We start from the raw sequence: 25,507 nt of genomic DNA, 5'->3' as shown, positions 1-25,507 counted from the left end.
CCGCGCGGAGCAGGGCCGGGAATCAGACCTTCACGGACCCCTTCGGAACAAACAGGGTCTCAGCCTGTTCGAGCGACATGCCATTCGTCTCCGGCACCTTGTACAAGACGAAGAAGAATGAAGCTGCCGCGAAGAGTGCGTACATGGCGTACGTCAGCGGCAGCGATCCTGCGGCCATCACGGGGAAACTCAGCGTGATGGCGAAGTTGGCGATCCACTGGGCCGCGGCGGACAGGCCCAGGGCGCGGGCGCGGATCCGCGCAGGGAAGATCTCGCCCAGCAGCACCCACACCAGCGGTCCCCAGGATGCGCCGAAGCTGATCACGAACACGTTCGCGGCCACCAGGGCGACGGGGCCCCAGGCGCCCGGGAGCGCGATGTCGGAGCCGGTGCCCGTGGCCGAGGCGAAGGCCAGGGCCATGGCGCCGAGGGAAACGGCCATGCCGATGGAGCCGGCCAGCAGGATGGGGCGGCGGCCGATCCTGTCCACGAGGGCGATGGCCACGAGCGTGACCAGGATGTTGGTAATGGACGTGGCCACCGAGATGGTTAGCGAGTCCTTCTCCTGGAAGCCGACGGCCTTCCAGAGCGTGGTGGAGTAGTAGAAGATCACGTTGATGCCCACGAACTGCTGCAGCACGGACAGGGTGATGCCGATCCACACCACAGCCTGCAGCCCGAAGGCCTTGCCGCGGAGGGAGCCCTTCCGGCCCGCGAGCTGGTCCTCTTCGATCGCCTCGCGGATCTCGCGCAGGTGGCGGTCGGTGTCCTCATCCGGGGCGATGGAGTCGAAGACCTTCCGGGCCAGGTCCTCCTTGCCCTGGACCACCAGGAAGCGCGGGGACTCGGGCAGCGTGAAAGCGATGACGCCGTACAGCACGGCCGGAACGGCGGCGGCCAGAAACATCCAGCGCCAGGCCTCGATGCCCAGCCAGAATGCCTGGTGCGCCCCGCCGGCAGACGTGGCGAACAGGGCGTCGGAGAGCAGGGCGGCGAAGATACCCGTGGTGATGGCCAGCTGCTGCAGCGACGCGAGCCGGCCGCGGACGTGGCGTGGCGAGATTTCGGAGATGTAGGCCGGCGCAATCACCGAGGCCAGGCCGATGCCGAGCCCGCCCACCAGGCGCCAGAAAATGAGGTCCCAGACGCTGAAGCAGAAGCCGGTGCCGATCGCGCTGATGAGGAACAGCAGCGCCCCCAGCTTCATCGCCGGAATGCGGCCGTAGCGGTCCGCCACCTTGCCGGCCAGGTAGGCGCCGGCGGCGCACCCCAGCAGTGCCACGGCCACGGCGAAGCCGGTGACGGCTTCACCAAGCTTGAATTCGTCCTTCATGGCATCCACGGCGCCGTTGACCACGGAGGAGTCGAAGCCGAACAGGAAGCCGCCCACGGCGCCGGCAAGCGCCAGCCAGATCACCCGCTTGGGGATCTTCGCGGTTGTCTGCTTGTCGGTGGACATGGTTCTCCCTTGGTTCGGGGGTGGGTGGATGCGGTGCAAACGTCGTCGGCTGCGGAAACCGGCCCTGCCGGCCGGCGCACACGCGCCTAACAGTGTGCCACGTCACCGCCCGCTGATCCACTCCGGGACGGAGGACGACGACGGCGGGCGCTCCCGCCGTCGTCGTCCGTCCGTTGGGGCGCCCCAGGCGGGAGTTGTACGGAAAGCGCCGTCACGGGGCACCGCTTTTTGGTCCTCCCGGGGCACAGAAAGCCCGGACATCCGCCGAAACAAAACGGCAGGCACCCCGAAAGGGTGCCTGCCGTGACGCAGCTGCGGGGGAATCCCTTAGTGGGCGGCCGCGGGCTCCTTCATGACTGCCTTGGGGTCCGTCAGTTTCTTCTTCGGCAGCGCGAAGCTGATGAGGAAGGCGATGCCGGTGAGGACGGCCGCGGTGAGCATGACAGCGTCGATCGACTGGGCAAATCCCTCGGTGATGGGCCGGGTGAGCACCGGGTTCGCCGAGTGCAGCCAGCTGGTGTCGTTCAGGGAGTCGTTGCTGGCGCCGTTCTTGAAGAAGTCGTAGAGCTTGGCGTTGGCGGGATCGGCAGCGACGGCCGGGTCCTGGAGGACCTTGACGTAGTCGGCGCTCTGCATGGCGTCCTTCGTGCCGTTGGCGATCTTGTCCGCGGCCAGGCTGAAGAGCATGGAGATGAACACCGCAGTGCCCACCGCGCCGCCCATGGAGCGGAAGAACGCGGCAGTGGAGGTGCCCACGCCCATGTCCTTCGAGGGCACCGAGACCTGCATCGCGAGGGTGAGCGGCTGCATGCAGAAGCCCAGGCCCAGGCCGAAGAAGACCGCGATGAGTCCGGGGACCCAGAGTTCGGTGTCGGCGCCAAGCGACAGCCCCATGACGATGGCGGCGGTGGTCAGGATGGCCGTGCCGAGGATCGGGAAGATCCGGAAGGTGCCCGACGACGAGATGGTGCGTCCGGCGGTAATGGAACCGGTCAGGATGCCGATGGTGAACGTGATCATCATCAGGCCGGCTTCGGTGGGGGTGAGGCCCTTGACCAGCTGCAGGTACATGGGCAGCATGGCGATGGCGCCGAACATGCCGATGCCGATGATGAAGTTCAGCAGCGAGGACAGCCCGAAGGTGACGTTCCGGAAGAGGCGCAGCGGGATGAGCGCGTAGTCGCCGGCGCGGCGTTCGGCCAGCAGGAATGCAACGATGCCGAGGACGCCCAGGCCGTAGCAGATGAAGGAGTTAGCCGAGGTCCAGCCCCAGCTGCGGCCCTGTTCGGCGACGAGCAGGAGCGGCACGATCGCCAGGGTGATGGCGGCGGCGCCCCAGTAGTCGATCCGCTGCTTGACGTGCTTGGCGGGCAGGTGGAGGTAGAGGAACACCACGGCCAGGGCGGCCAGCCCGATGGGCAGGTTGATGAAGAAGACCCAGCGCCAGCCGTCGAAGCCGAGGATGCTCTCCGAACCGGCGAAGGCGCCGCCCACCACCGGGCCCAGCACCGAGGAGATGCCGAACACGGACATGAAGTAGCCCTGGAACTTGGCCCGGTCCTTGAGCGGGACGATGTCGCCGATGATGGTCAGCGCCAGTGCCAGCAGGCCGCCGGCGCCCATGCCCTGGATGCCGCGGGCGATGGCCAGTTCCGTCATCGAGTGCACCGAGCCCGCATACAGTGAGCCGGCCAGGAAGATGATGATCGCCGCGAGGTAGAGCGGGCGGCGGCCGAAGATGTCGCTGAGCTTGCCGTACAGCGGTGTGGTGACGGTGGACGTAATGAGGTACGCGGTGGTGGCCCACGCCTGCAGGGACAGCCCGTCGAGGTCGTTGGCGATGGTGTAGATGGAGGTGGAAACGATGGTCTGGTCCAGCGAGGACAGGAACATGCCGAGCATCAGCCCCACCATGACGGTGATGGTCTGCCGCTGCGTCAGGGCCTCTCCGGGCGCGGGTCCTGCGGTGGTTTTGGACATGGCTGCTCCAGGGTCAAGAGAAAGGGGATCGCATTTGATAGTTGCTTTCAGTAACTATGTTACTTGCTGCTTTGTTCCCCGGAGCAACGGAATCTTTTTGCGGCTGCCTCGTGCCGGCCGGTTTGGTGGGCCAGCGTGGACCGAGGGGTGAGATCTCGGCGCTTAGATTGCACCGAAGCGCCGAGATCTCACGCTTGGCCGCGCGTACCTCAGCGCTCGATGAGGATTCCGTCCGGGTCGCACCAGATCGCGGCACCGGTGCGGATGGTCACGCCGTCGATCAGCAGGTCCACGTCAGTCTCTCCCGCGCCGGCCTTGGCGCTCTTGCGCGGATTGCTGCCCAGGGCTTTGACGCCGAGGGGCAGTTCCGCGATGGCCTCGCGGTCGCGGATGGCGCCGTTAATTACGACGCCGGCCCAGCCGTTTGCCACGGCGCTCGCCGCGATCAGGTCCCCCATCAGCGCGGTCCGCAACGAGCCGGCGCCGTCGACGACCAGGACGGCGCCGTTGCCGGGTGTGGCGAGGACGGCCTTGACGAGGGCGTTGTCCTCCAGGCAGCGAACGGTCCGGACCGGGCCGCTGAAATGAGTGCGGCCGCCCAGGGACTGGAACTGCAGGGCGATGGAGTCCAGCTCGTCGCCGCGCTCGTCGTAGAGGTCGGCGGTGTTGACGGCGGCATTGGCAGGCGAAGCGGTCATTGGTTCTCCTCGGCTCTGGAATCGGGTCCGGCTCTTGGCTCCCACGATAGTCTGATTCCATCATCACGATGTTCCAGGGGGAGACCGCTATGAGCCTGTCCGACATACCCGGCGCGGTACCCGACCCCGGCCTGGCGGGCACCCGGCAGTCCGCCGCGCCCGCTGAACCGACGGCGCAGGTCAGGTCCCTCTGGATCACAGGCGTGGTGCTGGTCAACTTCGGCATCAATGCCGCGTTCTTCGGCCCCATCCAGGTGCTCCTCGCACAGCAGGCGGAACATTTCGACCCCGGACAGAAGGAAGCCATCCTCGCCCTCGTCACGGGTGCCGGTGCCGCGGTGTCGCTGGTGGCCAACCCGCTCTTTGGCGCCTTCAGCGACCGCACGGCGTCCCGGTTCGGCCGGCGTGTGCCGTGGGTGCTGGCCGGCGCCGTCCTTGGCGCGGCCGGGCTGGTGGGGCTGGCGGGCGCACCGAACGTCGCAGTGATGACGTTGCTTTGGTGCGTGGTCCAGGCCGGCTGCAACGGCGCCTACGCCGCGATCACTGCCGCCGTTCCCGACCGTGTTCCCGTCCCCCAGCGCGCTACCGTCGGCGGCCTGGCGGCGATGGGGCAGACCGCCGGGATCCTCGCCGGCGCGGTGATTGCCTCCGTCGTCAGCGGAAACTTCGTGCTGGGTTACATTGTCTGTGCGGCGGCCCTCGTGGCGGGCGTCGTGATGTACCTGGTCAAGAGCGACGACGACCCCCTCCCCGCCGGGGCTGCCCGGCCGATGAACTGGGCCGGCTTCCTGCTTGGGTTCATCAGGCCGCTTAGGCACCCCGACTTCGCCTGGGCCTGGATCACCCGGCTGCTGGTCAATATCGGCAACCACATGGTCACCCTGTACCTGATCTTCTTTCTGGCAGACGCAGTGCACCTGAAGGAGACCACCGGCCTCGAACCCGCCTTCGGCGTGCTGGTGCTGACCGGTCTCTACGCTGTATTCGTGATCATCACCAGCGTGGTGGGCGGCAGGCTCAGTGACAGGATGGGCAAACGCAAGCCGCTGGTGATCGCATCGTCCGCAATCATCGCGCTGGCCTCGCTGATCCTCGCCTTCGCCCCCACCTGGGTGGGCGGCATCGTGGGAGCCAGCGTTCTGGGCATCGGGTTCGGCGCCTACCTCGCCGTTGACTTCGCCCTCATTACCCAGGTGCTCCCCAACGCTTCCGACAGGGGCAAGGATCTTGGCGTCATCAACATCGCCAACTCCCTGCCGCAGGTGATCGCCCCCGTGCTGGCGTGGCCGTTCGTCACCCTCTGGGGCGGCTACGTGTCCCTCTACGTAGCCGCCGCCGTGATCGGCCTTTTGGGAGCAGTGTTCGTGGTGAAGATCAAGGGCGTCGACTAGTCCTTACCCACCCGGGCGTCTAGAACACGGCCGTGAAGCCGCCCCACCCGGTGCCGACGACCGCCTTCCCCTTGAATCCTGAGCTGTGGTCCAGGCCATGCGTGGAAACATATCGGCCGTTGCCGTAGTACATGGTGAGGGCCCCGGCGCCATTGATTCCCCAGATGTCCTCGTCGCCGTCGCCGTTGAAATCTCCGGCGGCATCGAACCGGCGTACGCCGCCCCAGCCCTGCCCGATCTGGAAGTGGAAGGCCGGCGCGTCGAGAGCAAACTGCCCCTTGCCGTTGCCGGGGAAGAGCCGCAGGTAACCGAAGCTGTCGCGTCCGATGATGTCAACCTCGTTGGTACCCGAGAACTTGGCAGAGGCCGCGATCGGATTCATCTCGCCCCAGCCCGTGTCGATGACCGACTTGGCCAGCCAGCCGCCGCGGCCGTTGCCCGGGTAAAGCCAGATCCGGTTGGATGCATCACGCGCGATGATGTCGTTGTTGCCGTCCCCGGTGAAGTCGCCGGGCGCGATGACGTCCTTGAAGCCGCCCCAACCGACACCCACCTGGCTCCTTTTCAGCCAGCCGCCCTTTCCGTTGCCGGGGTACAGGAACAGCCGCCCCGAACGGTCGCGGGCCATCACGTCATTGTTGAGGTCACCGTTGAAGTCACCGGTGGCCATCAGCTTGTCGAACCCGCTCCAGCCGACGCCGACCTTCTGCCGCGGCAGCCAGTTGCCCTTGCCGTTGGTTGGGTAGAGATACAGGTTGCCGGCGGTGTCCCGGGCGAAGAAGTCCGTGGTGCCGTCCGCGTTGAACCCGCGAGCCTTCGGCTTGTTGGCGACGACAGTGCGCAGCTTTCCGGCCACCTTGATTTTGCTGAGGGGATCGTAGGCCACGGTCAGGTCGACGGTAATGGTTTTGCTCTTATCGGCTGGCACCAGGACGTAGCTTCCCCGGGTTGCACCGGGGATCGGAGCGCCGTTGCGCTTCCAGACGTAGGAGTATGAGGGGCTGCCGCCAGCGGGGATGACACGTGAATAGCCGGGAACAACGCGCACCGTGCCTCCGACAGAAGAATCCCCGACGACTTCCGGCGGCTGTGCTTCGATGTAGCGCGGCAGGGGACCGACGGCGGCGCTGGTTGCTGTTGCAGGCTGGTAGCCGGGGGCCCTGACGGTGACCCGCACCGACATTTTCGTACCGCCGTCGACAGAACTGTTGTAGTTGTAATCGCTGTACGTGGCTCCCGGAACGGCGACTCCGTTGCGCAGCCACTGGTAGGTGAAGCTTTCGGGAGTGTCAGCGTCCCAAATCCCCGGTTCGGCAGACAGACGGGTATCTGTCGTGGTAGGACCGGTGACCTTGGGCGGAGCGGTGTTGTGCATGGCCTTGAGGGCCTTCGCCGGATTGCTGACAATGAAGTTGCCGCCGGTGAGAGACGCGAGTGCCGCTGACGGTACCGGCACAGTCGCAGGAATCCGCGAAACTTTGCCGTCGCGGAAGTAGTGGGTGACTCCGCGGCCCCCGAGGTAGATCACCCGCACGTAGTCGATTTCATATCCTCCGGGCGTCCAGGCCTGCGTGACCGGGGCTGAAGCGGTGGCGCTGAGGGGACCGCGGGACGCCGTTCCCTGCCAGGTCAACACCTGCTGGGAGGTGTCCACGGAGCTCGCGTACACAAACAGCACTTCCTTGGCGCCCTGGGCCAATGAAAAGTTCACGCTCGCGGTCTGCCCCGGTGTGAGAGGCCCCTCCGTTGCCATACCCAGATGTGTCAGCCGGGGATCCTCGAAGATGAGCTGCGGATTCGCGATCTCAAAGTCCCGCAGGGCCAGGGAACCGAACGAAGGCGCAAGAGTCAGGCCCGCCGGGACGGTCCTGCCGTCGCGGTAGTACCACTGGTCGATCCCGGAAACGAGGTCAAGGCCGATAGCGCTGACTTGCACTTGCCCGCTGGGCCATGCGTCGGCGGCCGCCACCAGCGTCACCGCTCCGGAAAGGACGCCCTCAGAACCCAACCATCTGGCGTACTCCCTGCCGGCCAGGTCTTTCAGTTCGACCTGAATGCCCTTAACCGGCACCGACGTGGTGAAGCTGAAACTGACCGTGCCGCCGGCCTCGAGCACCGCCGGCGATGTCCGCTCGAAGGACAGCAGGGCAGGCTCGTCAGCGGCCACGGCAGGCGACGCTGGAACCAGCAGGAGCGCCACCATGGCAAACGCGACAAGGAACCCCAGGCCCCGGCGGAACGTCGCGCCCGCGTCCGCGCAAACTCGCGCGCAGGCCGGAGACATGACAGCAGCAAGAGACCCCAAAATTTCCCCCAATTGACCAGAAAACGGCCCGAACCGAAACGGCCGGACAAGACCAGTGAGATGAGACTACTCCGCGGTAGCGACATTTCGGGATTTTCCGGCTCCGCACCCTTTGCATGGCACCCTGCAGCATGCTGGGCTCTCAGGGGAACCCAGCCGGCGCCGGCACCCGCTCTCAGGAAGCACCCGGGATCGGTGCCATATACTGGAGTGCGAATCGCGGCAGGACCGGGAATGGGGCTCTTTCCTGACTGCACCAGGAATCTCAACCTCCGGACTGATGATGCTTGACTTAATGCCTGATCTTCCGCCCATGGCCGCCCCGCCTACCCTTCCCCGGCAGCAGCGCCGCTACAACCGGATTCTGGAGGTGGCTGCCGGCTTCGCGCGGAAGGGCCTCAAGTCCGTCACCCTTTCCGAGGTAGCGGCACAGGCCAATGTCCCCCTCGGCACTCTTTACCGTTACTTTCCCTCCGCCACCCACCTGATGCTTGCCCTCTACCGGCACCAGCTCGGCGAGTTCAAAACAGGGACCGGGCCGGGCGCCGTCCGTATCCATGCACTCTCCGGTGTGGCGATGGAAATCTTCCACATGCGCGTCATGCAGCCCGCCGTGGAACAGTGCCTCAGCCAGGGCGTTTACCTCAAGGACCGGGACACCACCGGCCTGCTGCGGGATATCGACTCCCTGGCGGAACGCGCCGTCACCGCCGTGTGCGGGGACGCGGCCGTGGCCCGGGTTGTGTTGCTGACCGTCACCGGTCTAGTCCAGTCGGTGCGCTGCCGCAGGCTTTCGCTGTTTGAGGCGGAGGAAGACCTGAAGAAGGCGTGTACCCTGCTGATGCCGGCAGCCCGTCTCGCGCGGAATACCGCGTAACCGGTCTAGACCAGTCGAGTAATAAAAGCCGCACAAACGGTGAAATAACCCACAAATCAGCTTTAAACGCGCGCTATCCGGACCAGCGGGCCCCAAGTGGCATTAAGTGGGCCTTTGTCCTGTCTAACATGGCATCAGCGGAGTGGCCAGCACCCAGCAGCTCCACGGGCTTTCTGACGGGACCCGCCACCCTTGGGCCGTCAGCTGAAGCGCGTATCTGACCATCTTGAGCCTCGAATGCTTGAGCCATACTGTGCCGTTTGCCCACGGCTAGCCACAGGAGACAACGACGTGTCCACTGAAACTATCGCTCCGAATGACACCAGCGCAGCCGCAGAGCTGACCGACCAGGAAATTTTCGCTGCCCACGAGGGCGGCAAGCTTTCCATTGCCAGCACCGTTCCCCTGAACAACAAGCGCGACCTCTCGATCGCCTACACACCCGGCGTTGCCCAGGTCAGCCGGGCCATCCACGCTGACCCGGAACTCGCCAAGAGCCACACCTGGGCGCAGCGCCTCGTGGCCGTCGTCAGCGACGGCACCGCCGTCCTTGGCCTGGGAAACATTGGCGCCAGCGCCTCACTGCCCGTCATGGAGGGCAAGTCCGCCCTCTTCAAGGCCTTCGGCGAGCTGGACTCGATCCCGCTGGTCCTTAACACCACCGACGTGGACGAGATCGTGGAGACCCTCGTCCGGCTGCGCCCCAGCTTCGGTGCCGTCAACCTCGAGGACATCGCCGCCCCGCGCTGCTTCGAGCTGGAAGAAAAGCTCATTGAAGCCCTGGACTGCCCCGTTATGCACGATGACCAGCACGGCACCGCCGTGGTGGTCCTCGCCGCGCTGACCGGTGCCGCCAAGGTCACCGGCCGCGGGCTCGAGGAACTCCGCGTGGTGATCTCCGGTGCAGGCGCCGCAGGCATCGCCATCGCGGAAATCCTCCTCACCGCCGGCATCGACGACGTGGTGCTGCTTGATTCGCGCGGCGTGATCAACTCCGAGCGTGCCGACATCGCCGCCGACCCCGCCAGCAAGAAGGCCCAGATGGCACAGCGCAGCAACCCGCGCGGCATCTCAGGCGGCCCCGGGGAAGCCCTCCTGGGCGCGGACGTCTTCGTTGGGGTGTCCTCCTCCAAGCTGGACGAGGAGCACCTGAAGCTGATGAACCACAGCTCCATCGTGTTCGCACTGTCCAACCCGGACCCCGAAGTCCTGCCCGAGGTCGCGTCCAAGTACGCCGCGGTGGTGGCCACCGGCCGCAGCGACTTCCCCAACCAGATCAACAACGTCCTGGCGTTCCCCGGCATCTTCCGCGGTGCTCTGGACGCCGGGGCCCGCCGCATCACCCCTGCGATGAAGGTTGCCGCGGCCCGCGCCATTGCCGAGCTGGCCGATGACAAGCTGTCCGCGTCCTACATTGTGCCAAGCCCGCTGGACCCGCGCGTTGCGCCGGCCGTCACTGCCGCGGTTGCCGCGGCAGTTGCCGCGGAAGCCAACCAGGGCTAACTGAAGTCCGACGGCGGTGCCTCCCGTGCTGGGGAGGCACCGCCGTCGTCGTTCCCGGCAAAGTCCGCACCGTGGACCGCACCGCCGGACCGGCACTCCAGCCGCAGACCGCCCGGATCCTAGACTGGGGGCATGAACGCCCAGACCCTTGTGACCGTCCTGTGCGGCTTGGCCATCCTGATTGGCGTTGCCGGCACCGTGATCCCCGTCCTGCCGGGCAGCTTCCTGATCGGGCTGAGCCTGCTGGCGTGGGCCATCTGGGGCGGAGAGGGCGTGACTGGCTGGGTGGTTTTTGCCGTGGGCATGATGTTTGTGCTGGCAGGGATGGCGGCCAGCGCCGTCCTCGCCGGCCGCAAACTGAAGGAGCACCGGATTCCAAACCGGAGCGTCGCTCTGGGGGTTGTGCTGGGCATCGCCGGCATGTTCGTCATTCCGGTGGTGGGCCTGTTCGTGGGCTTCGCCGTCGGGCTGCTGCTCAGCGAAGTCCAGCGCACGCGCAACTTCCGGGCAGCGCTGACCTCCAGTTGGGCGGCCCTGAAGGCCACCGGTCTGGGAATGCTCGTGGAGTTCGGCCTGGCCTGCCTCGCGGCCAGCACCTGGGTGGTGGGCGTGTGGGTGGGCGCCGCTTCGGCTTAATTCCGGGCCGCCATTAGCATGGAGGAATGAGCGCGGGGGAGTTTTCAGGACCGATCTACCGCGACACGCGCGACCTCACCCCCTTCGGCGGCGGCACGGTCCGCACCCCGGTGCGCGAAATGGCCGAGGGCGTGGGCGGGCTTATCCACGGAATGCTCGGCGGCGGGGACTCCCGGATCAGCGTGGACGGCAGCGTCCCGCGGCTCAAGCTGCTGCCGGGCAAGGCTGCCAGGACCGTTTACGACGCCGTCTTCTCCAACACCGACCCCAACGGGCTCATCGCCGCCGGCCGCGCCTATCCCGGCTGGGCCGGCCTCTGTTGCGTGCTGGCCGGTCTCCTCGCCTACAAGCAGGGCGGCTACCTGCGGGCCGCGGAGCTGCTGCAGCGCGGGCTTTCCGTCAGGAACGACGACGAGGCGAACCAGTTCGCCGCCAGTTACCTGACCCGGGTGGTCACCCGGGTGGAGGTGGCCGAACGGATCGTGGTGCCCGTGCTCTTCAGCGAGGAGTCGGTGTTCCTTGCCCTCTCCCACTCGCTCCGGGAAACGGGGCAGACCGAGGCGGCTTTTGAAACGCTGGTCAGGCTGCCGCCGTCGTTGCCCACCGCACTGGCGAGATGCGCACTGGCCGCCGCCCTGGGCCGGGACCAGGAAGTGGTGGTCTGGACGGAAGGCCTGCTGAACGCCGATGACCTCTCCGCGGCACTGCTCCTGGTGCGGGCGCGCTCCCTCCGCCGGCTCGGCGCCTACAGCCAGGCCCAGCAGGCGCTCAAGGAGGTCCTGCGGCGGCAGAAGACCAGCATGTCCCTGCGCAACGACGCCCTGACCGACCGTGCCCTGATCCTGCTGGACAACGGACGGAAGTCCCTCAACCCGCGGGACTGGCAGCGCGGCCGGCAGGCGGAGCTCGAAACGTTCGACGTCATCCGGAAGGACATCGAGGCGCGCCGGGCGTGGGAACAGAAATGGAAGCAGTTCGGCGGCGACTGAGGCTCTCCTGTGGACGCCCGGCCCTTGTGGGCAGTACAGGGCCGCGATACAACGGACCCATGACTGACGCAATCAGGCAGTGGATGGACAGGTACATCGCAGCGTGGACCACCAACGACCCCGAGGACATCGGGGCGCTCTTCACCGAGGAGGCCGTGTACGCCACGAGGCCCTACGACCCCGACCCGTGGCGCGGCCGGGCACAGATCGTGGAGCGCTGGATCGGCTCGGCGGACCAGCCCGGGGACTGGAGGTTCGAATGGTCCCTGCTGGGATCCGACGGCGACCTCGCGTTCGTGCAGGGCCGCACCACGTACCTTGATGACCGCCCGAGCTACGAGAACCTGTGGGTGGTCCGGCTCGATCCCGGCGGGCGGGCGTCGGGCTTCACTGAGTGGTTCATGGAGCGCAAGGTCTGAGCCTGCCGCGGGGCCGGCTTCCGGGCTGGCTCCTAGGCAAATCTGCTGAGGGCCGGAAGCAGCTGTTCCGAGAGCAGGGCGACACCGAGGACCACCATAATGATTCCGCTGGTCAGCGTGACCCTGCGGGCGGCGTTCGGCCGGGACTGCAGCAGTCTCCGCGAGAGCAGGGCAACGCAGGTGTACACGAGCGCCGCCAGCAGCACGAACGTGAGGCCCAGCAGGCCGGACTGCACCGGCACCGGCAGCGGCGCGTCGGCACTGACGAACTGCGGCACCAGGGCCAGGAAGAACAGCAGCCCCTTGGGGTTGATGCCGCTGGTCCCCATGCCCTGAAGGAAGGACCTGAGCTGGTTCTGTCCCGCATTCCCGACGGCGGCCGCAGCCGTGAAGCTGGCGCCGCGCCATGACCTGATGGTGACGGTTCCCAGCCACAGCAGGTAGACCGCGCCGGCTACCGTGATCCAGCCCAGCAGGCCCGGCATGCTCGCCAGCACGGCGGCGAGCCCGGCCACCATGAGGACGGTGTGCAGCACGTAGCCGCTGCACAGCCCCGCGACGGCGGGGACGAAACTGCGGCGGCCGAGACCGGCCGTGATGGAATAGGCCCAGTCCACTCCCGGGGTGCAGGCGAGGGCGGCCGCAACCACGATGAAGGCGAGGAAAAGCTGGGGATTCATGGCGGGCTCCTGCGTGTTTGGCGGTAAGAAAAGCCTAGGCAAAATGGCGCCAGATGTGCTCTCAAATTTCGCGCGGATCGCGGCTGCTGGAGTAAGATTTTTGCGTGATTGACCATATCGACAGAAGTATTTTGCGCCACCTCAAAGAAGACGGCAGAATGACTGCCACGGCGCTGGCCGCCAAGGTGGGGCTGACCGTGGCGCCCTGTCACCGGCGGCTCCGCGACCTCGAGCAGTCCGGCGTGATCCGCGGCTACAAAGCGGACATCGATCCGGCCGCCGTCGGGCTCGGGTTTGAGGCGATTGTGTTCGTGACCCTGCGGCAGGTTGACCGCCCCACCATGGAGATCTTTGAGAACCGGGTGGCGGAGAACCCGAACATCGTGGAGGCGCAGCGGCTGTTCGGTTCCCCGGACTACCTGCTCAAGGTCATCGCAGCTGACCTGCCCTCCTACCAGCGCTTCTACGACAGCGAACTGACAGTCCTTCCGGGCGTGGAACGGCTGACCTCGACCCTGGTGATGAAGAACCTGAAGTCCAACGCAGGCCCGCCCGTCTGACCAGCCGGCCGCCCGCCGTCGTACATCCTTAATCAACAGCGCGAACTTAACCAACAGCGCGAACGAACACTTAAGGCCCCCGATCCGGGTGGATCGGGGGCCTTAAGTGTCCGCTCGCGCTGGACTGTCTCCCGTGCTCAGCGGGGGTTCAGCACGACGTTCTGGAAGGCGCCTTTCCCGGTGCCGGTGTGGAGCCAGAGGGCTCCGTCGGCCGACACGGAAACGACGTTCGGATTGCCCGTTCCGGCGAAGCGTCCCACACTGGCGAAGGTGGTGAAGGCGTTCCAGCCGGTGCCGAGCTGCGTGCGGGCCAGGAAACCGGAGGCGCCGCTGCCGGGGTAGAGCCAGAGCGTGCCGTCCGACGCGCGGGCCATCAGGTCGGCCTTTCCGTCACCGTTGAAGTCGTTGCCGGCAACCACCTGGCTGAAGCCTGCCCAGCCGGAACCGACCTGCTTCCGGGCAAGGAAGGCGCCCGTCCCGTTGCCGGGGTAGAGCCACAGCTTGCCGTCCGGCTCCTGGGCGACGATGTCCGCCTTTCCGTCGCCGGAGAAGTCGCCGGGGGCGATGATCCGCGCGAAGGCCTGCCAGCCGGTGCCGATCTTTTTCGGTGCCTGGAAGAGTCCCGTTCCGTTGGTGGGGTAGAGCCAGAGCGAGCCGTCGGGCTTCCGGGCCAGGAGGTCAGGGCCCCCAGCGCCGTTGAAGTTGCCGGCGGAGACCACCTGGTCGAAGACCTGCCAACCGGTGCCGAGCTGCCGGGATGTGCGGAACCCGCCCGAGCCGTTGCCGGAGTAGAGCCGCAGGACGCCCTGGGCCGTGCGGGCCAGGATGTCGGGCTTGCCGTCGCCGTCGTAATCGCCGGCTTCCCAGACCTGGCTGAAGCCGGCCCAACCGGCGCCGATCTTCAGCTTGGTCGCGAAACCGCCGACGCCGTTGCCCGCGTACGCGGTGATGGCACCGCTGGTGCTGGCCGACAGGATGTCCGTGAGCCCGTCGGAGGTAAAGTCCTGGCCGGCGATCAGCTCCGTGCTGGCCCAGCCTGTGGCCAGCGTGCGGCGCGCCAGGAAGCCTCCGGTTCCGCTGCCCGGGTACAGGTAGACGGTCCCGGTGCTGGAGCGGGCGAGCAGGCCGGGGCCCGTGGCGAGCCCGCCCGCTGCGGTGACGGCCGTGAAACCCTGCCATCCGGAACCCACCTGTGTGGACGCCAGGAAGCCGCCGGTTCCGTTGCCGGGGTACAGCCACAGCGTTCCGTCGGCGCGCATGGCCAGCAGGTCGGCGCGCTTGTCGCCGTTGAAGTCACCGGGCGCGATGATTCGCTTGAAACCCTCCCAGCCGGAGCCGATCTGCGTGCGGGCCAGGAAACCGCCGGTGCCGCTGCCCGGGTACAGCCACAGTGCTCCGTTGGACGTCCGGGCAATGAGGTCCGTCTTCCCGTCCCCGTTGAAGTCGCCGTTGCCGAGGACCATGTTGAAGCTGTTCCAGGCCGTTCCGATCTTCACGGCGGTACCAAGCTTGTTTCCGCCCAGGCCCGGGAGCAGCAGGAGCGAACCGTCTGCCTCGCGGGAGATCATGTCTGCCTTCCCGTCCCCGTTGAAGTCGCCGGCCGAGAACTGGATCCTGGTGTGCAGGGCCAGGTCGGCGTCGATGGTGACGGTGGCCGAGGTGGCGGTGACGGCATTGACCGTGACCCGGGTTCCCGCATGCGTGATGAACGTGCTGCCGGCCTGCCAGGTGTGGTTGGTGGCGTAGGACCCGGTGAACGGAATGGTGGACGGCATCAGCACCAGTGAGGACGAGGGGGTGGCGCCGCCCCGCTGGACCACCTTCACGCCCCTGTTGCCGGCAGGTCCGCTGGCCAGGTACGCGTCGTAGCCGGCAGGCTGCCGGAGCTCCAGGTAGTAGATCTCCTTGCTGACGGGATCGGTGAACTTCACCGCGCGGTAGGCCAGCTTGGTGTCACCCCAGGGCTTCAGCGTGTAGCTCTTCACGCCCGATGCCACGCCGAGGTCGCGGATGTCCGTCGCTGCGCCCAGGCCCTTGGCATCCCAGAACGGCGAACTGATCACCGGCATGTTGTAGCTCGACAGGCCCATGATGTCGGTTCTGTCGCCGTACTCCCGGATGTAGCAGGAGGAATCGGTGAACTGCCCGGTGCTCGTGGTTCCCACGTCCGAAATGCCGCTGCTGCACTGCAGGGCGTCGGCGTGCATGGATCCGAGGACGTGCCCGAACTCGTGGGCGATCACGCTGTTGGTGAAGCCGCTGATCTGCGGCATCAGTACCCGCCCGCTGTTGCCGGTGCTGCTGAAGCCGGCGCCGAGGGCGCCGCCGGAGAGCGTGGCGCTGGGGACGAAGATCACCAGCCCCTTGTTGGCGCCGTAGGTCCACTTCAGCTCGGTGGTGATCTTGTTGATCATGTCGTAGTAGGAGTCCGTCGACCTCGCCGTCTTGGACGCCAGCGTGGCGCGTTCGGTCACGGTCATGGAAATCCGGCCGCCGGACATCGCCTTCCAGTAGTTGCTGGAGGCGGTCACGGCTGCTTCGGCCTGGGCCATCGGAACCACGGCCTTGTTGTCCACCAGCGTGGCGACGACGACCTTGACTGTGAGGGCCGCTGCGGCCGTCCCACCCGCCTCAGTCTGGAGGGCCAGCCCGGCAGGCGGCCCGTCCGCCGGAACGCCCGGCGCGGATTCGTAACCGTGGTGCACCCGTTCCGAACCGGACTCGACCGGCAGAGACGTGCCGTTGCCGGCAGGATTCGTGGCTGCCATGGCGGTGGCGGGAAGCGAGACGAGACCCGCGGCCAAAACCAGCAAGCCGGTCACGGACGCGATTGAACGGGAAAAAGAGCGCATTGAGTTCCTTATTGAGACCGACCCCCCGGCGGAGACCCTGAGTGAACAATGCACCCGCTGCGTGCCCAGCGCTGCTGCAGATGCGCAATCAGGTTACAGTTGCCGGCGCAGGACAGCCGCCGGGATATCCGCAGTTTTCCCCAATGATTTGCGCAATATCGGAGCGGCGCTCCGGGCCGCCGGAATCAGTGCTCTAGAAGGCCCGTGGTCCGGTAGGGAATCACCTCGCGCAGGAACATGCTGGTGGACGTCCGCACGATTCCCGGGCACAGCCGGATCTCCTCGGAAACCCGGTACAGGTCGTCAGGGCTGGTGGCAACTACCCGGATCAGCAGGTCCGTGTCGCCGGCCGGGGCGTGGCATTCCAACACCTCGGGGATCTCGCGCAGCGCGGCGATGGCCTCGTTGAGATGGCTCTGGTCCAGTTCGGCGCTGACAGCAGCGGCAACGCCGCGGCCCAGGGCCGCGGGAAGCACGCGGCTGCTGTTGGGCCGGAGGGCGCCCGACGCCGTCATCCGCTCCAGGCGGGACTGTACAGTACCGCGCGCCAGGCCCAGTCGCTGGGCCAGGACCATGATGGGCAGCCGGGGATCCTCGTCCAGGGCGGCGAGGATCCGCCGGTCTGTGGCGTCGAGCTGCTGCAATCTGATCACTTCCTGTCCGGTTTCCGGGGGCACAACTGATCAGATTGACCAGGCTATGCCATGCCCATTGCGCCTACTGTAGGTGTTCTGCTCAGATAGTGGCAACGCAGGCGACGGTTACCCCCGCAGCCGGCAGGCAACAGGCTCCCGGCACACCACCCGGCCCCCTGGACCACGCTTCCCGCAAGGAGGCAGCCGCTGATTGACACTTGTTCACGCATTCGTCTTTCCGCAAGAAGTGCCTCGATTTCCTGGACGGAGTTCCGTCCGGGGCAGGCACGGCAAGAGCCCCTGAGCCACCGATTCCCGGCCAACGCCCGGAGTGTGCGGTAGCTGAGGGGCTCTTGTGGTGTTCGGCATAGGCTGGAGGCCATGACTTCTGCTGGCCGCTTCGCCCCCAGCCCGTCTGGTGAGCTGCACGTGGGAAACCTCCGGACGGCAATCCTGGCCTGGCTCTTTGCCCGTTCCACCGGGCGGCGGTTCCTGCTGCGGGTCGAGGACCTCGACCGGGCGCGGGCCGGCGCTGAAGCCGCGCAGTTGCGCGACCTTGCCGCAGTTGGCGTGACCTGGGACGGCGCGGTGGTGCGCCAGACGGACCGGAAGCCGCTGTACACGGCAGCCATCGGACGGCTGGCCGCGGCCGGGCTGACCTACGAATGCTTCTGCACCCGCCGGGAGATCCAGGAGGCACCCTCCGCGCCGCACGCGCCGCAGGGCGCTTATCCCGGAACGTGCAGGAGGCTGTCAGCGGCGGAGGTTGAGTTCAAGCGGTCCAGCCGCCCGGCGGCCATCCGGCTACGTTCCTCCGTGGCCGAATGGACGGTGCGGGATGTGTTGCACGGGACGTTCACCGGAGTGGTGGATGACTTTGTCCTGCGCCGGAACGACGGCGTGACCGCCTACAACCTGGCCGCCGTCGTGGATGATGCCGAACAGGGCATAGACCAAGTGGTCCGGGGCGACGATCTCCTGCCGTCCACACCCCGGCAGGCATATCTGGCGTCCCTGTTGAATATGCCCGTTCCGGAATATGCGCACGTCCCGCTGGTGGTGAACGCCGACGGCGCCCGGCTGGCCAAGCGAGACGGTGCGGTTACCCTGGCTGATCTGGCCGCCGTCGGACTCCCCGCGGAAGCCGTGCAGCGGACGATCCTGGAGTCGCTGGGCCTGCCGGGCGCGTCCCTCAAGACGGCCCTTCAGGGATTTTCGCCCGCCAGCCTGCCGCGCGGGCCATGGGTGTGGCCCGGGGTGTAGCATCGGCTCCGCCGCCGGTCAGGCCCGTCGGGACCCCGGCGCACTAGCCCAGCTTGGCCCGCTGATCCAGCTGCTCCAGCGCCGAGTGGAGCAGGTCCGCGCTCCGGCGTTCATCGATAACGATCGAGGCGCCGAGTGCGGCAACAATGATGAGCAGGCAGACGGGAACAGAGACGCCCGCCGCGGCCAGGGCCACAGCTCCGGCGAGTACGCACACCACTCCGGTGGTGACGGCAACGAGGGTGCGGTCGACGCACGTCATGACGCTGAAAAGTGCCGTGAGCGTTACCTTGAACAGCGCCACGGGAACGGCGATGCTGGCGACGGCGACGGCGGCGCTGATGTGCGCGGCGTGGTCAATGTAGTACGCCGCGACATGCAGGCCCGCCCCGGTGGCGGCGATCGCGGCGAAGACGGGGATGTGGCCGTAGCCGAAGAAGTAGGAGCGGTGGCGCTGCAGGTGCAGGGCCCGGCCGGCGGGCAGGATGAAGTAGATCCACCACATGCCGAAGGCCAGCGCCGTGCCGCCGAAACCCACCAGGGCGGCATCAGCCGACCAGCCGTGGTTGGCCACGATGGCCCGGAGTGTCTCGACAGCGCCGATGAGGCATTCGCCGAGGGCGATGATGGCCAGCAGGCCGTAGCGTTCGGCGATGTGGTGGGCGTGCCAGGGGGTGGATGCATTGCGCTCGGCCACATACGGGGTGGCCAGTTCCAGGACATACAGCGGTGCAATCATCAGGAACGTGGTGGGCACATCCGCCTGGATGAGCAGCACCGCGATCCACCCGAGCTGGACCATGGCCAGGTATCCCGCGTACCGCAGGCACGTCTTCCGCCGGGCCGGGTCCTGGCGGGCGGCCCGCAGCCACTGGAAGACCAGGGCCAGCCGCATGATGATATAGCCGCCCACGATGACGGTGTTGTCTACGTGCTTCCCCTCGACGAGGGAGTGGAACATGGGCTCGATTCCCATCGCCAGGATCAGGACGCCCACCAGCTGGACCATGGTGACCACCCGGAACACCCAGTCGTCGGTGTCGTAGGCGCTGGCGAACCAGGTGAAGTTGATCCAGGCCCAGATCACGGCAAACATGGCGAAGGAAAAGCCGAGCAGTCCGGCGCCGAAGTGTCCCTCCGCGATCTCGTGGGCAAACTGGCTGCCGGCCACCCCGAAGGCGATCACGAAGGTCAGGTCGAAGAAGAGCTCCAGCGGGGTGGCTGTCCGGTGCGGCTGGTGCGGATCCCGGCCACCCATGCGGGCCACGGCATGCCGGAGGGGATTAGAAGAGGGCATGGGTCAAACGTAGCGTGTCACAACGGGGCACCGCTGGTGTGTCAGGAAGGCTGCAGGGCAGGTCCGCGCCGGAACCGCAACCCCGCCCGCCAGAGCAGGGCAATGTAGGCCAGGTCGAACACGCTGCACAGCGTGCCGAGGCCCAGTATCAGGGCCGAGTTTCCGTATCCGCCGTAGACGATGGTGGGGGCGAGCGTGCCGATCCACTTGGCCACGGCTATGACGAGTGACTGTCCCCGGCCGCTTCCGCGCGAGACGAACATCGCGATGAACAGGCCGGACATCAGCAGGTTCTGCAGGAAAGCGGCGTACTTGGTGGCGTCGTCCCAGCCGAACTCGGCCACGAACAGCAGCTGCACGGCGAACGACGTGATGCCCAGCAGGACGGCCCAGGCCAGGAAGAGCAGCCGGGTGACCCAGTGCGGCAGCTCCGCCCGTCCGAACCGCAGGAAGGTGAAGACGATCAGGACGTCCGCCAGACCCCACACAATGTTGAAGACACCCTGGGCCGAAAGTCCGGTGGCCACGGACCGCGAGGCGTAGATGGCCTCCCAGGCGAAGTTGAGCGCCAGGGCCGCCGCCGGGATGGCGTAGGTGCGCTCCTGGAAGCCCAACCTGATCGCCTCGACGTAGACGACGGTCCAGGCCAGGCCGCTGACGATGGTGAGAAACAGGATCACGCCTCTCCTCCCTTCGTGGTCCGTTTCGACGGTTCCCTGCCGGCTAGACGGCCGTCCGCGTCTAACACGCACGGAACCGTCGAAATGGCCGGCAAATTCCCTTAGACCCGGCCGAGGGCGTCGATGTCCTCCAGGAACTCCTGGTGCACTTCCTCGCTGACGGTGGTGCGGGTATCGGCGATGGCGTCGAGGTAGTCCTGGGTGGCGGGGCCCTTCCGGACCGCCTCGCGGACGGAGACGCCGCCCCCGGACGCCAGCCCGCCGTCGTCGTACACGGCTTTTTCCAGCGCCCGCTGGGAGGCGCTCCGCGCGGCGAACTCAATGTCCGCGGGTGAGAAGCCCTCGGTGCGGTCCACCAGCTGCTCCACGTCCACATTGTCGACGACGGCGGCGGGGATGAAGCGTTGCCACATGGCTTCGCGGGCCTGCCGGTCGGGGAGGCCGATGGGGATGACGTAGTCGAAGCGGCCGTGCCGGAGGAAGGCGGTGTCGAGGGCTCGGATGAAGTTGGTGGCACACACGAGCAAGCGGCCGGGCTGTTCGCGGAAGGCGGGGATGATCTTGAGCAGTTCGTTGGTGACGCCCTGCAGCGGCGACGGCGGGTCCCCGGCACGCTGGGAAGCGATTTCCTCCACCTCGTCGATGAACACGACGGCGTGCTCGAGTTCCGAAATCTCCAGGAACGTCTCCCGCAGCGCACCGGCCAGGCCCTTGGGGTCGGCGGCCAGGCGGGAGGGGAAGACCTCGACGAAGGGCCACTCGAGGCGTGAGGCAATGGCCTTGGCGAAGGTGGTCTTGCCGGTGCCGGGCGGCCCGAACAGCACCACGGCCCGCGGCGGCACCACGCCGAATTCGTCGGCGAGGTCGGCCTCGGCCAGCGGCAGGACCAGGCGGCGCTCCAGGAGCTCCTTCTCCCGGCGCATGCCCGCCACGTTCTCCCACAGGTCCCGGGCCAGTATCCGGCCGCCAAGCAGGCCCAGGGGCTCGAGTTCCTGGCGCTGCACAGGGATGGTGCGCTCGAAGTAGCGCAGGTTTTTCTTGAGCACGAAACCGCGGCTCAGGAAGGCCTCCACCCGGGTCTCCAACTCGGGCATCAGGGCGGAAAGCTTGTTCAGCCCGTGCGGTGCCATCCGGTTTTCGACGGCGGCGAGCAGCGAGGTGCCGATGCCCCGGCCGCGGAATTCGGGCAGGGTGGCCAGGAAAACGACCCACCCCTGGTCATGGGCTGCACGTCCGACGGCGGCGCCCACCACCTGGTCGCCGAGGACAGCCACTACGGCATGGTCCTTTTCGCAGGAGGCCAGCACTTCGGAGAGCGCATAGACCGGCTCGACGTTGGTGGCCTTCAGTGATTCCCAGAGGTGCAGGATGCCGTCAAGGTCCGCGGAGTGGAAGTCCCGGATCCGCCAGTTGGTCATGAGGTTCTCTCCCGTGGTTCGACGTTGAGCCAGTTCTGAGCTGCCTGCTTTTCGAGGCGCTGAGCCGAGCTTAGGCGATGGCGCGCCGGTACGGGGTTGCAGGTGCGTTGCGTTACGTGGGTCAGCGCTTGTCCGCGTGTACGGATGAGTCCTTGCCCGCTGCACCCCTGCGGAAGTGGTGGGTGCGCTCATGGTCATCCTTGGTGTGCACCACCAGAACCGGGCATTCGGCATGCGCGACGCAAGCCGTGCTCACGGAGCCGAGGTGCAGGCCCATGAATCCGCCGTGGCCCCTGCGCCCCACCACCAGCATCGCCGCTCCGGCGGCCGCCTCCACCAGCTTGGCGGGGGCCGGGCCGCGCACGAGTTCGCTGGTCAGGGCCTCCGGAACGTCCGGCCCGAAGGCCTTCGCGATGGACTGGGCCAGGATGTCGGCAGCGGCGGTTTCGAACGCCTCGAAATCCGGGGGGATGTACCCGGCGTACATTTCCGGGAAGTGCCAGCAGGCCACGGCATGGACACGGGCACCCAGGCCCGGTGCCAGCCGCGCCGCCAGGCGGAGGGCCTCCACCGAGGAGTCCGAGCCGTCCACTCCCACAACCACTTTGCCTTCAGCATCCATCGTTGTTCTCCTTTGCGACCTCGACTTTGCAACATTGGACTTTGAAACACTGGACTTTAAAACCGTGACCGGCCGCCCCGGTCACGGACCGGACGGTCACCGCCGCAGCGGCTGCATCTGCAGGGCGACCCCGGCGGCCGCGGCGTCCCGGAAGCGGGCATCGATCTGCACCACGTCCCGGCCCGCCCGCTGCAGCAGGCTGGCCGCGACGCCGGCACGGTATCCGGTGGCGCAGTGCACCCAGAGGCGCCCCTGAGGCAGCTCGCCCAGGCGCTCCAGCAGTTCGTGCAGCGGCACGTTGATGGCGCCGGCAACGTGGGAGGACGCGAACTCGTCTTCACGCCGGACGTCGAGGACGGTGTCGCCGTCGGGCTTTTCATGAACGACGGCGGGCCAGCCCGCCCTGGGATAGGAGGCGACAGGGGCGGCCGGCGCGAGTTCACCGGGTTCCGTTCCCACCGCGGCATCGGGACGGTCGATGCCGATGCGGGAAAGGTCCCGGACGGCGTTTTGCAGGTCCTCGCGGCCGCCGACGAGCGTCAGCTTTTCGCCCCAGGGCAGGACCCAGCCGAGGTAGGAACTGAAGCTTCGCCCCGAACCGTACTCGAAGCTGACGGTGCCCTGCAGATGGTTGCTGGCGAACAGCACGCGGTGGCGCAGGTCCACCACCCACTCGCCCCTGGTCAGCCGCTCCGTCAGTTCGCGGGCGCCGAGGGACTCCGGCAGGCTCAGGTCCGCAGGTTCGGGGCCGGTCATGTTGATGGGGGACATGTGCGCGTAATAGGAAGGGTAGGCGGAGAGGTTGGCCATGAGTTCGGCCGCGAAGTGCTCGGGATCCGGGTCCGCCAGGGCGTGGTTGGCTTCGCGCTGCTCCGCGATGGTTGACGCTTCCGTGCGCGCGGCGGGCCCGACTGAGCAGAACGAGCCGAACCCGTGGGTGGGATAGAGGGCAGCATCGGGTCCGGCTTCGTCGGCGAGCCGGTGGATGGACGCGTACTGGTCCCGCGTTAGCCCGGCGGTGTCTCCGGGTCCGAGGAGATCGGTGCGGCCGACGGAACCGAAGAGCAGGCTGCCGCCGGAAAACACGGCCCGGGCCCGTCCGTCCGTGACGATGTAGGACAGGTGCGTGTGGGTGTGACCGGGCGTGGCCACCGCGCGGAGCGTGAGCGTGCCGATTTGCGTGGTTTGGCCGTCCTCAACCGGTTCGCGCTCATAGGCGACGTGGTCCGCGGCGTTTACGAGGTACTTGGCGCCATGGGCACGGGCGAGGATCAGGCCGCCGGTGAGGTAGTCATTGTGGACGTGGGTTTCGGCCACGTGGGTGATCTGCACGCCGGCTTTCCGGGCCGCCTCCTCGATGCGGTCCGTGTCCCGCTGGGCGTCGACCACCAGCGCCACGCGGCCGTCGTGGACCAGGTAGCTGCGGTCCCCGAGCTGCGGGGTTTCGATGACGACGACGTCCATGGTCCGGCCCCTTCGACGCACCGGAGAGGCGCCGCTTATCGCGGGCCTCGCCCCGGATGCCTCCATGGTAGGCCGATTGGCGGCAGAAGGGGCCTGCCGGACTCCTGCGGTGGGCGTTTCTGCACCGCTTTCACCGGGCACTCGGGTGCGCGCGCCCGGGCTGGCGCGGCCGGAGCGTCCTCCGGCGTCGAAAAGTGGTGCAGAAATGCCGCAATGCACGCTGCCGGGGACAGGTTCAGGCCGACGCAGGTTTGATGTTTTGGTTGATGTGGAACAGGTTCCCGGGGTCGTATGTGGCCTTCACCCGGGCCAGGCGGGAGTAGTTCCCGGCGTAGGTGTCCTTGATGTGCGGTTGGTCGTCGGCATCGAGGAAGTTCACGTAGCCCGCACCGGCTCCCAGGGGATGGAGCTCGGCGTAGTAGTCCCGCACCCACTTGATGTTTGCCTGGTTGTGGGCCGGATCCTCCCAATGGCAGGCAATGTCCACGGCGAAGTTGACGTCGCGGTACGGGAATGCGGTCTCGTCCCGCCCGACCCGCTGGACAGCGCCGTTAACTGGGTAAAAGTGGTTGGCCGTCTGGACGCTCGGAATGCCCTCGCCGAACTTCTCGGCGACACGGAGGACGTCGTCGGTGAGGCCGGGCAGGAACTCTGACTTCCAATAGGCCTGCAGGCCCTTGGGGTACATGGGGTCGAAGAGTGTGTTGAGAACCGTATAGGGAAGTGGGCCCAGGAAGGAGCCGGCGACGGGCGCAATGTCAAGGAACGGTTGCCATTGGCGCTCGCCCTCGTTATGGGGGCCTGCCCAGCCGCCAACCAGCACCACCACCGGCTTTCCGTGATACTCCTCCGGCAGGAACGGGACCGGCGGCCCCTGATGGAAACCCAGGAACACGCCCATTTCCTCCGGTGCCGTTGCGATGTAATCCCTGTAGAGGCGTGCCACCGCTCCGGCGTGCTCCAGTAGGTAAATGATCACTCCGCCGTAGAGAACGTCCACCGGGTGCAGGTTGAATTCGAAGGAAGTCACGACGCCGAAATTGCCGGTCCCGCCGCGGAGCGCCCAGAAGAGGTCCTCGTTTTCCGTGGCGCTTGCGACCACGAAGTTTCCGTCGGCAGTCACCACGTCAGCGGACCTGAGGTTGTCGCACGACAACCCGTACTTCCGGGCGAGGTAGCCGATGCCTCCGCCCAGGGTGAGTCCCGCGACGCCTGTCGATCCGATGATGCCGCCCGTGGTGGCCAGACCGAAGGCGCCTGTTGCGTGGTTGAAGTCCGCCCAGGTCACTCCGGCCTCGGCCCGCGCGGTGGCAGTGGCAGGGTCCACGCGCACTCCCCGGCATTCTGCGAAGTCGATGACGAGGCCGCCGTCGCAGGTTCCGAACCCGGGCGCGCTGTGCCCGCCGCCGCGCAGCGCCAGGTCCAGGCCTGCGTCACGCGCGAAATTGACTCCGGCAATCACGTCCGCGACCTGCGAAACGCGCAGGATGGCCGCGGGGCGTTTGTCGATCATTCCGTTGAAAACGGCCCGGGCGTTGTCGTAGTCCGTCTGATCCGCGGTGATGACCTGGCCGCGCACTTTCTCCTGCAGGGCCTGGAAGGAGCTGCTTTCCATGGCGTACTCCGATTCACCCAGGCAGGCCTGCCCGGGCAACTGGGCACGGCCGCATGGCGGTCGTACCGGGTGACTGGTTTAGCAGCCGATGGGGTCCTGCATAGTGGCGGGCAAGAGCCTATGCCGCAGGCTTCCACAGCGGCGGAGACCGGATGCACCTTGGC

Annotated in this window: 21 protein-coding genes; 8 read left to right on the top strand and 13 right to left on the bottom strand. The window is 67.1% G+C overall.

Features of this window, described 5'->3' with window-relative positions:
* Window positions 1–22: 22 nt before the first annotated feature.
* The 3 genes from ACFRAU_RS18720 to rraA form a co-directional block, all read right to left on the bottom strand.
* Complete coding sequence (locus ACFRAU_RS18720) at window positions 23–1,459, bottom strand: sugar porter family MFS transporter (protein ID WP_377995039.1); 1,437 nt, start codon at window positions 1,457–1,459, stop codon at window positions 23–25.
* Between the two features lie 327 nt (window positions 1,460–1,786).
* Complete coding sequence (locus ACFRAU_RS18715; RefSeq protein ID WP_378001020.1) at window positions 1,787–3,439, bottom strand: MDR family MFS transporter; 1,653 nt, start codon at window positions 3,437–3,439, stop codon at window positions 1,787–1,789.
* 209 nt (window positions 3,440–3,648) lie between these two features.
* Complete coding sequence (gene rraA / locus ACFRAU_RS18710) at window positions 3,649–4,137, bottom strand: ribonuclease E activity regulator RraA (RefSeq protein ID WP_378001019.1); 489 nt, start codon at window positions 4,135–4,137, stop codon at window positions 3,649–3,651.
* Window positions 4,138–4,226: 89 nt separating this feature from the next.
* Between rraA and ACFRAU_RS18705 the strand changes: the two genes are divergently transcribed.
* Complete coding sequence (locus ACFRAU_RS18705; RefSeq protein ID WP_378001018.1) at window positions 4,227–5,528, top strand: MFS transporter; 1,302 nt, start codon at window positions 4,227–4,229, stop codon at window positions 5,526–5,528.
* A gap of 19 nt (window positions 5,529–5,547) precedes the next feature.
* On the opposite strand, the gene ACFRAU_RS18700 is transcribed toward ACFRAU_RS18705, so the two are convergent.
* Complete coding sequence (locus ACFRAU_RS18700) at window positions 5,548–7,812, bottom strand: FG-GAP-like repeat-containing protein (protein ID WP_378001017.1); 2,265 nt, start codon at window positions 7,810–7,812, stop codon at window positions 5,548–5,550.
* A gap of 316 nt (window positions 7,813–8,128) precedes the next feature.
* Between ACFRAU_RS18700 and ACFRAU_RS18695 the strand changes: the two genes are divergently transcribed.
* From ACFRAU_RS18695 to ACFRAU_RS18675, 5 genes are all read left to right on the top strand, one after another.
* Entirely contained in the window at window positions 8,129–8,710 is a 582-nt protein-coding gene (locus tag ACFRAU_RS18695) for a TetR/AcrR family transcriptional regulator (protein WP_378001016.1), read from the top strand.
* 291 nt (window positions 8,711–9,001) lie between these two features.
* Window positions 9,002–10,213, top strand: coding sequence for an NADP-dependent malic enzyme (locus tag ACFRAU_RS18690; RefSeq protein WP_377995033.1), 1,212 nt, complete (start codon window positions 9,002–9,004; stop codon window positions 10,211–10,213).
* 132 nt (window positions 10,214–10,345) lie between these two features.
* Complete coding sequence (locus tag ACFRAU_RS18685) at window positions 10,346–10,849, top strand: DUF456 domain-containing protein (RefSeq protein ID WP_378001015.1); 504 nt, start codon at window positions 10,346–10,348, stop codon at window positions 10,847–10,849.
* Window positions 10,850–10,875: 26 nt separating this feature from the next.
* A complete protein-coding gene (locus tag ACFRAU_RS18680) occupies window positions 10,876–11,838 on the top strand; it encodes a hypothetical protein (protein ID WP_377995031.1) in 963 nt (320 codons plus the stop codon).
* A 59-nt stretch (window positions 11,839–11,897) separates the two neighbouring features.
* Window positions 11,898–12,257, top strand: a complete 360-nt coding sequence (locus tag ACFRAU_RS18675; RefSeq protein ID WP_378001014.1) for a YybH family protein — start codon at window positions 11,898–11,900, stop codon at window positions 12,255–12,257.
* Between the two features lie 32 nt (window positions 12,258–12,289).
* Here ACFRAU_RS18675 and ACFRAU_RS18670 read toward each other — a convergent pair whose 3' ends face one another.
* Window positions 12,290–12,937, bottom strand: coding sequence for a LysE family translocator (locus ACFRAU_RS18670; RefSeq protein WP_378001013.1), 648 nt, complete (start codon window positions 12,935–12,937; stop codon window positions 12,290–12,292).
* A 104-nt stretch (window positions 12,938–13,041) separates the two neighbouring features.
* On the opposite strand from ACFRAU_RS18670, the gene ACFRAU_RS18665 reads away from it, so the two are divergent.
* A complete protein-coding gene (locus tag ACFRAU_RS18665) occupies window positions 13,042–13,497 on the top strand; it encodes an Lrp/AsnC family transcriptional regulator (protein ID WP_307098179.1) in 456 nt (151 codons plus the stop codon).
* A 137-nt stretch (window positions 13,498–13,634) separates the two neighbouring features.
* Here ACFRAU_RS18665 and ACFRAU_RS18660 read toward each other — a convergent pair whose 3' ends face one another.
* Window positions 13,635–16,349 carry an FG-GAP-like repeat-containing protein gene (locus tag ACFRAU_RS18660; RefSeq protein WP_378001012.1) on the bottom strand — a complete coding sequence of 905 codons (2,715 nt, stop codon included), beginning with the start codon at window positions 16,347–16,349 and terminating at the stop codon, window positions 13,635–13,637.
* Window positions 16,350–16,534: 185 nt separating this feature from the next.
* Window positions 16,535–16,993 carry an Lrp/AsnC family transcriptional regulator gene (locus ACFRAU_RS18655; protein ID WP_307105708.1) on the bottom strand — a complete coding sequence of 153 codons (459 nt, stop codon included), beginning with the start codon at window positions 16,991–16,993 and terminating at the stop codon, window positions 16,535–16,537.
* A 372-nt stretch (window positions 16,994–17,365) separates the two neighbouring features.
* On the opposite strand from ACFRAU_RS18655, the gene gluQRS reads away from it, so the two are divergent.
* Window positions 17,366–18,247: a tRNA glutamyl-Q(34) synthetase GluQRS gene (gene gluQRS / locus ACFRAU_RS18650; RefSeq protein ID WP_378001011.1), complete on the top strand. Its 882-nt coding sequence runs from the start codon at window positions 17,366–17,368 to the stop codon at window positions 18,245–18,247.
* 43 nt (window positions 18,248–18,290) lie between these two features.
* Here gluQRS and ACFRAU_RS18645 read toward each other — a convergent pair whose 3' ends face one another.
* From ACFRAU_RS18645 to ACFRAU_RS18620, 6 genes are all read right to left on the bottom strand, one after another.
* Entirely contained in the window at window positions 18,291–19,544 is a 1,254-nt protein-coding gene (locus ACFRAU_RS18645; protein WP_378001010.1) for a low temperature requirement protein A, read from the bottom strand.
* 41 nt (window positions 19,545–19,585) lie between these two features.
* A complete protein-coding gene (locus ACFRAU_RS18640) occupies window positions 19,586–20,224 on the bottom strand; it encodes a hypothetical protein (protein ID WP_378001009.1) in 639 nt (212 codons plus the stop codon).
* Between the two features lie 101 nt (window positions 20,225–20,325).
* On the bottom strand, window positions 20,326–21,642 hold the full coding sequence (locus tag ACFRAU_RS18635; RefSeq protein WP_377995024.1) for an ATP-binding protein: 1,317 nt from the start codon (window positions 21,640–21,642) through the stop codon (window positions 20,326–20,328).
* A gap of 121 nt (window positions 21,643–21,763) precedes the next feature.
* Entirely contained in the window at window positions 21,764–22,264 is a 501-nt protein-coding gene (locus ACFRAU_RS18630) for a universal stress protein (RefSeq protein WP_378001008.1), read from the bottom strand.
* 96 nt (window positions 22,265–22,360) lie between these two features.
* A complete protein-coding gene (locus ACFRAU_RS18625) occupies window positions 22,361–23,728 on the bottom strand; it encodes a rhodanese-like domain-containing protein (protein ID WP_378001007.1) in 1,368 nt (455 codons plus the stop codon).
* Window positions 23,729–23,963: 235 nt separating this feature from the next.
* Window positions 23,964–25,343 (bottom strand): FAD-binding oxidoreductase, encoded by a 1,380-nt coding sequence (locus ACFRAU_RS18620; protein ID WP_378001006.1) that lies wholly within the window; start codon window positions 25,341–25,343, stop codon window positions 23,964–23,966.
* Window positions 25,344–25,507: the final 164 nt, after the last annotated feature.

Source organism: Arthrobacter sp. NPDC056691, assembly GCF_042791415.1.
Classification (GTDB): domain Bacteria; phylum Actinomycetota; class Actinomycetes; order Actinomycetales; family Micrococcaceae; genus Arthrobacter.
Note: the sequence above shows the minus strand (reverse complement) of the source record. Positions and strands in the feature narration are given on the sequence as shown.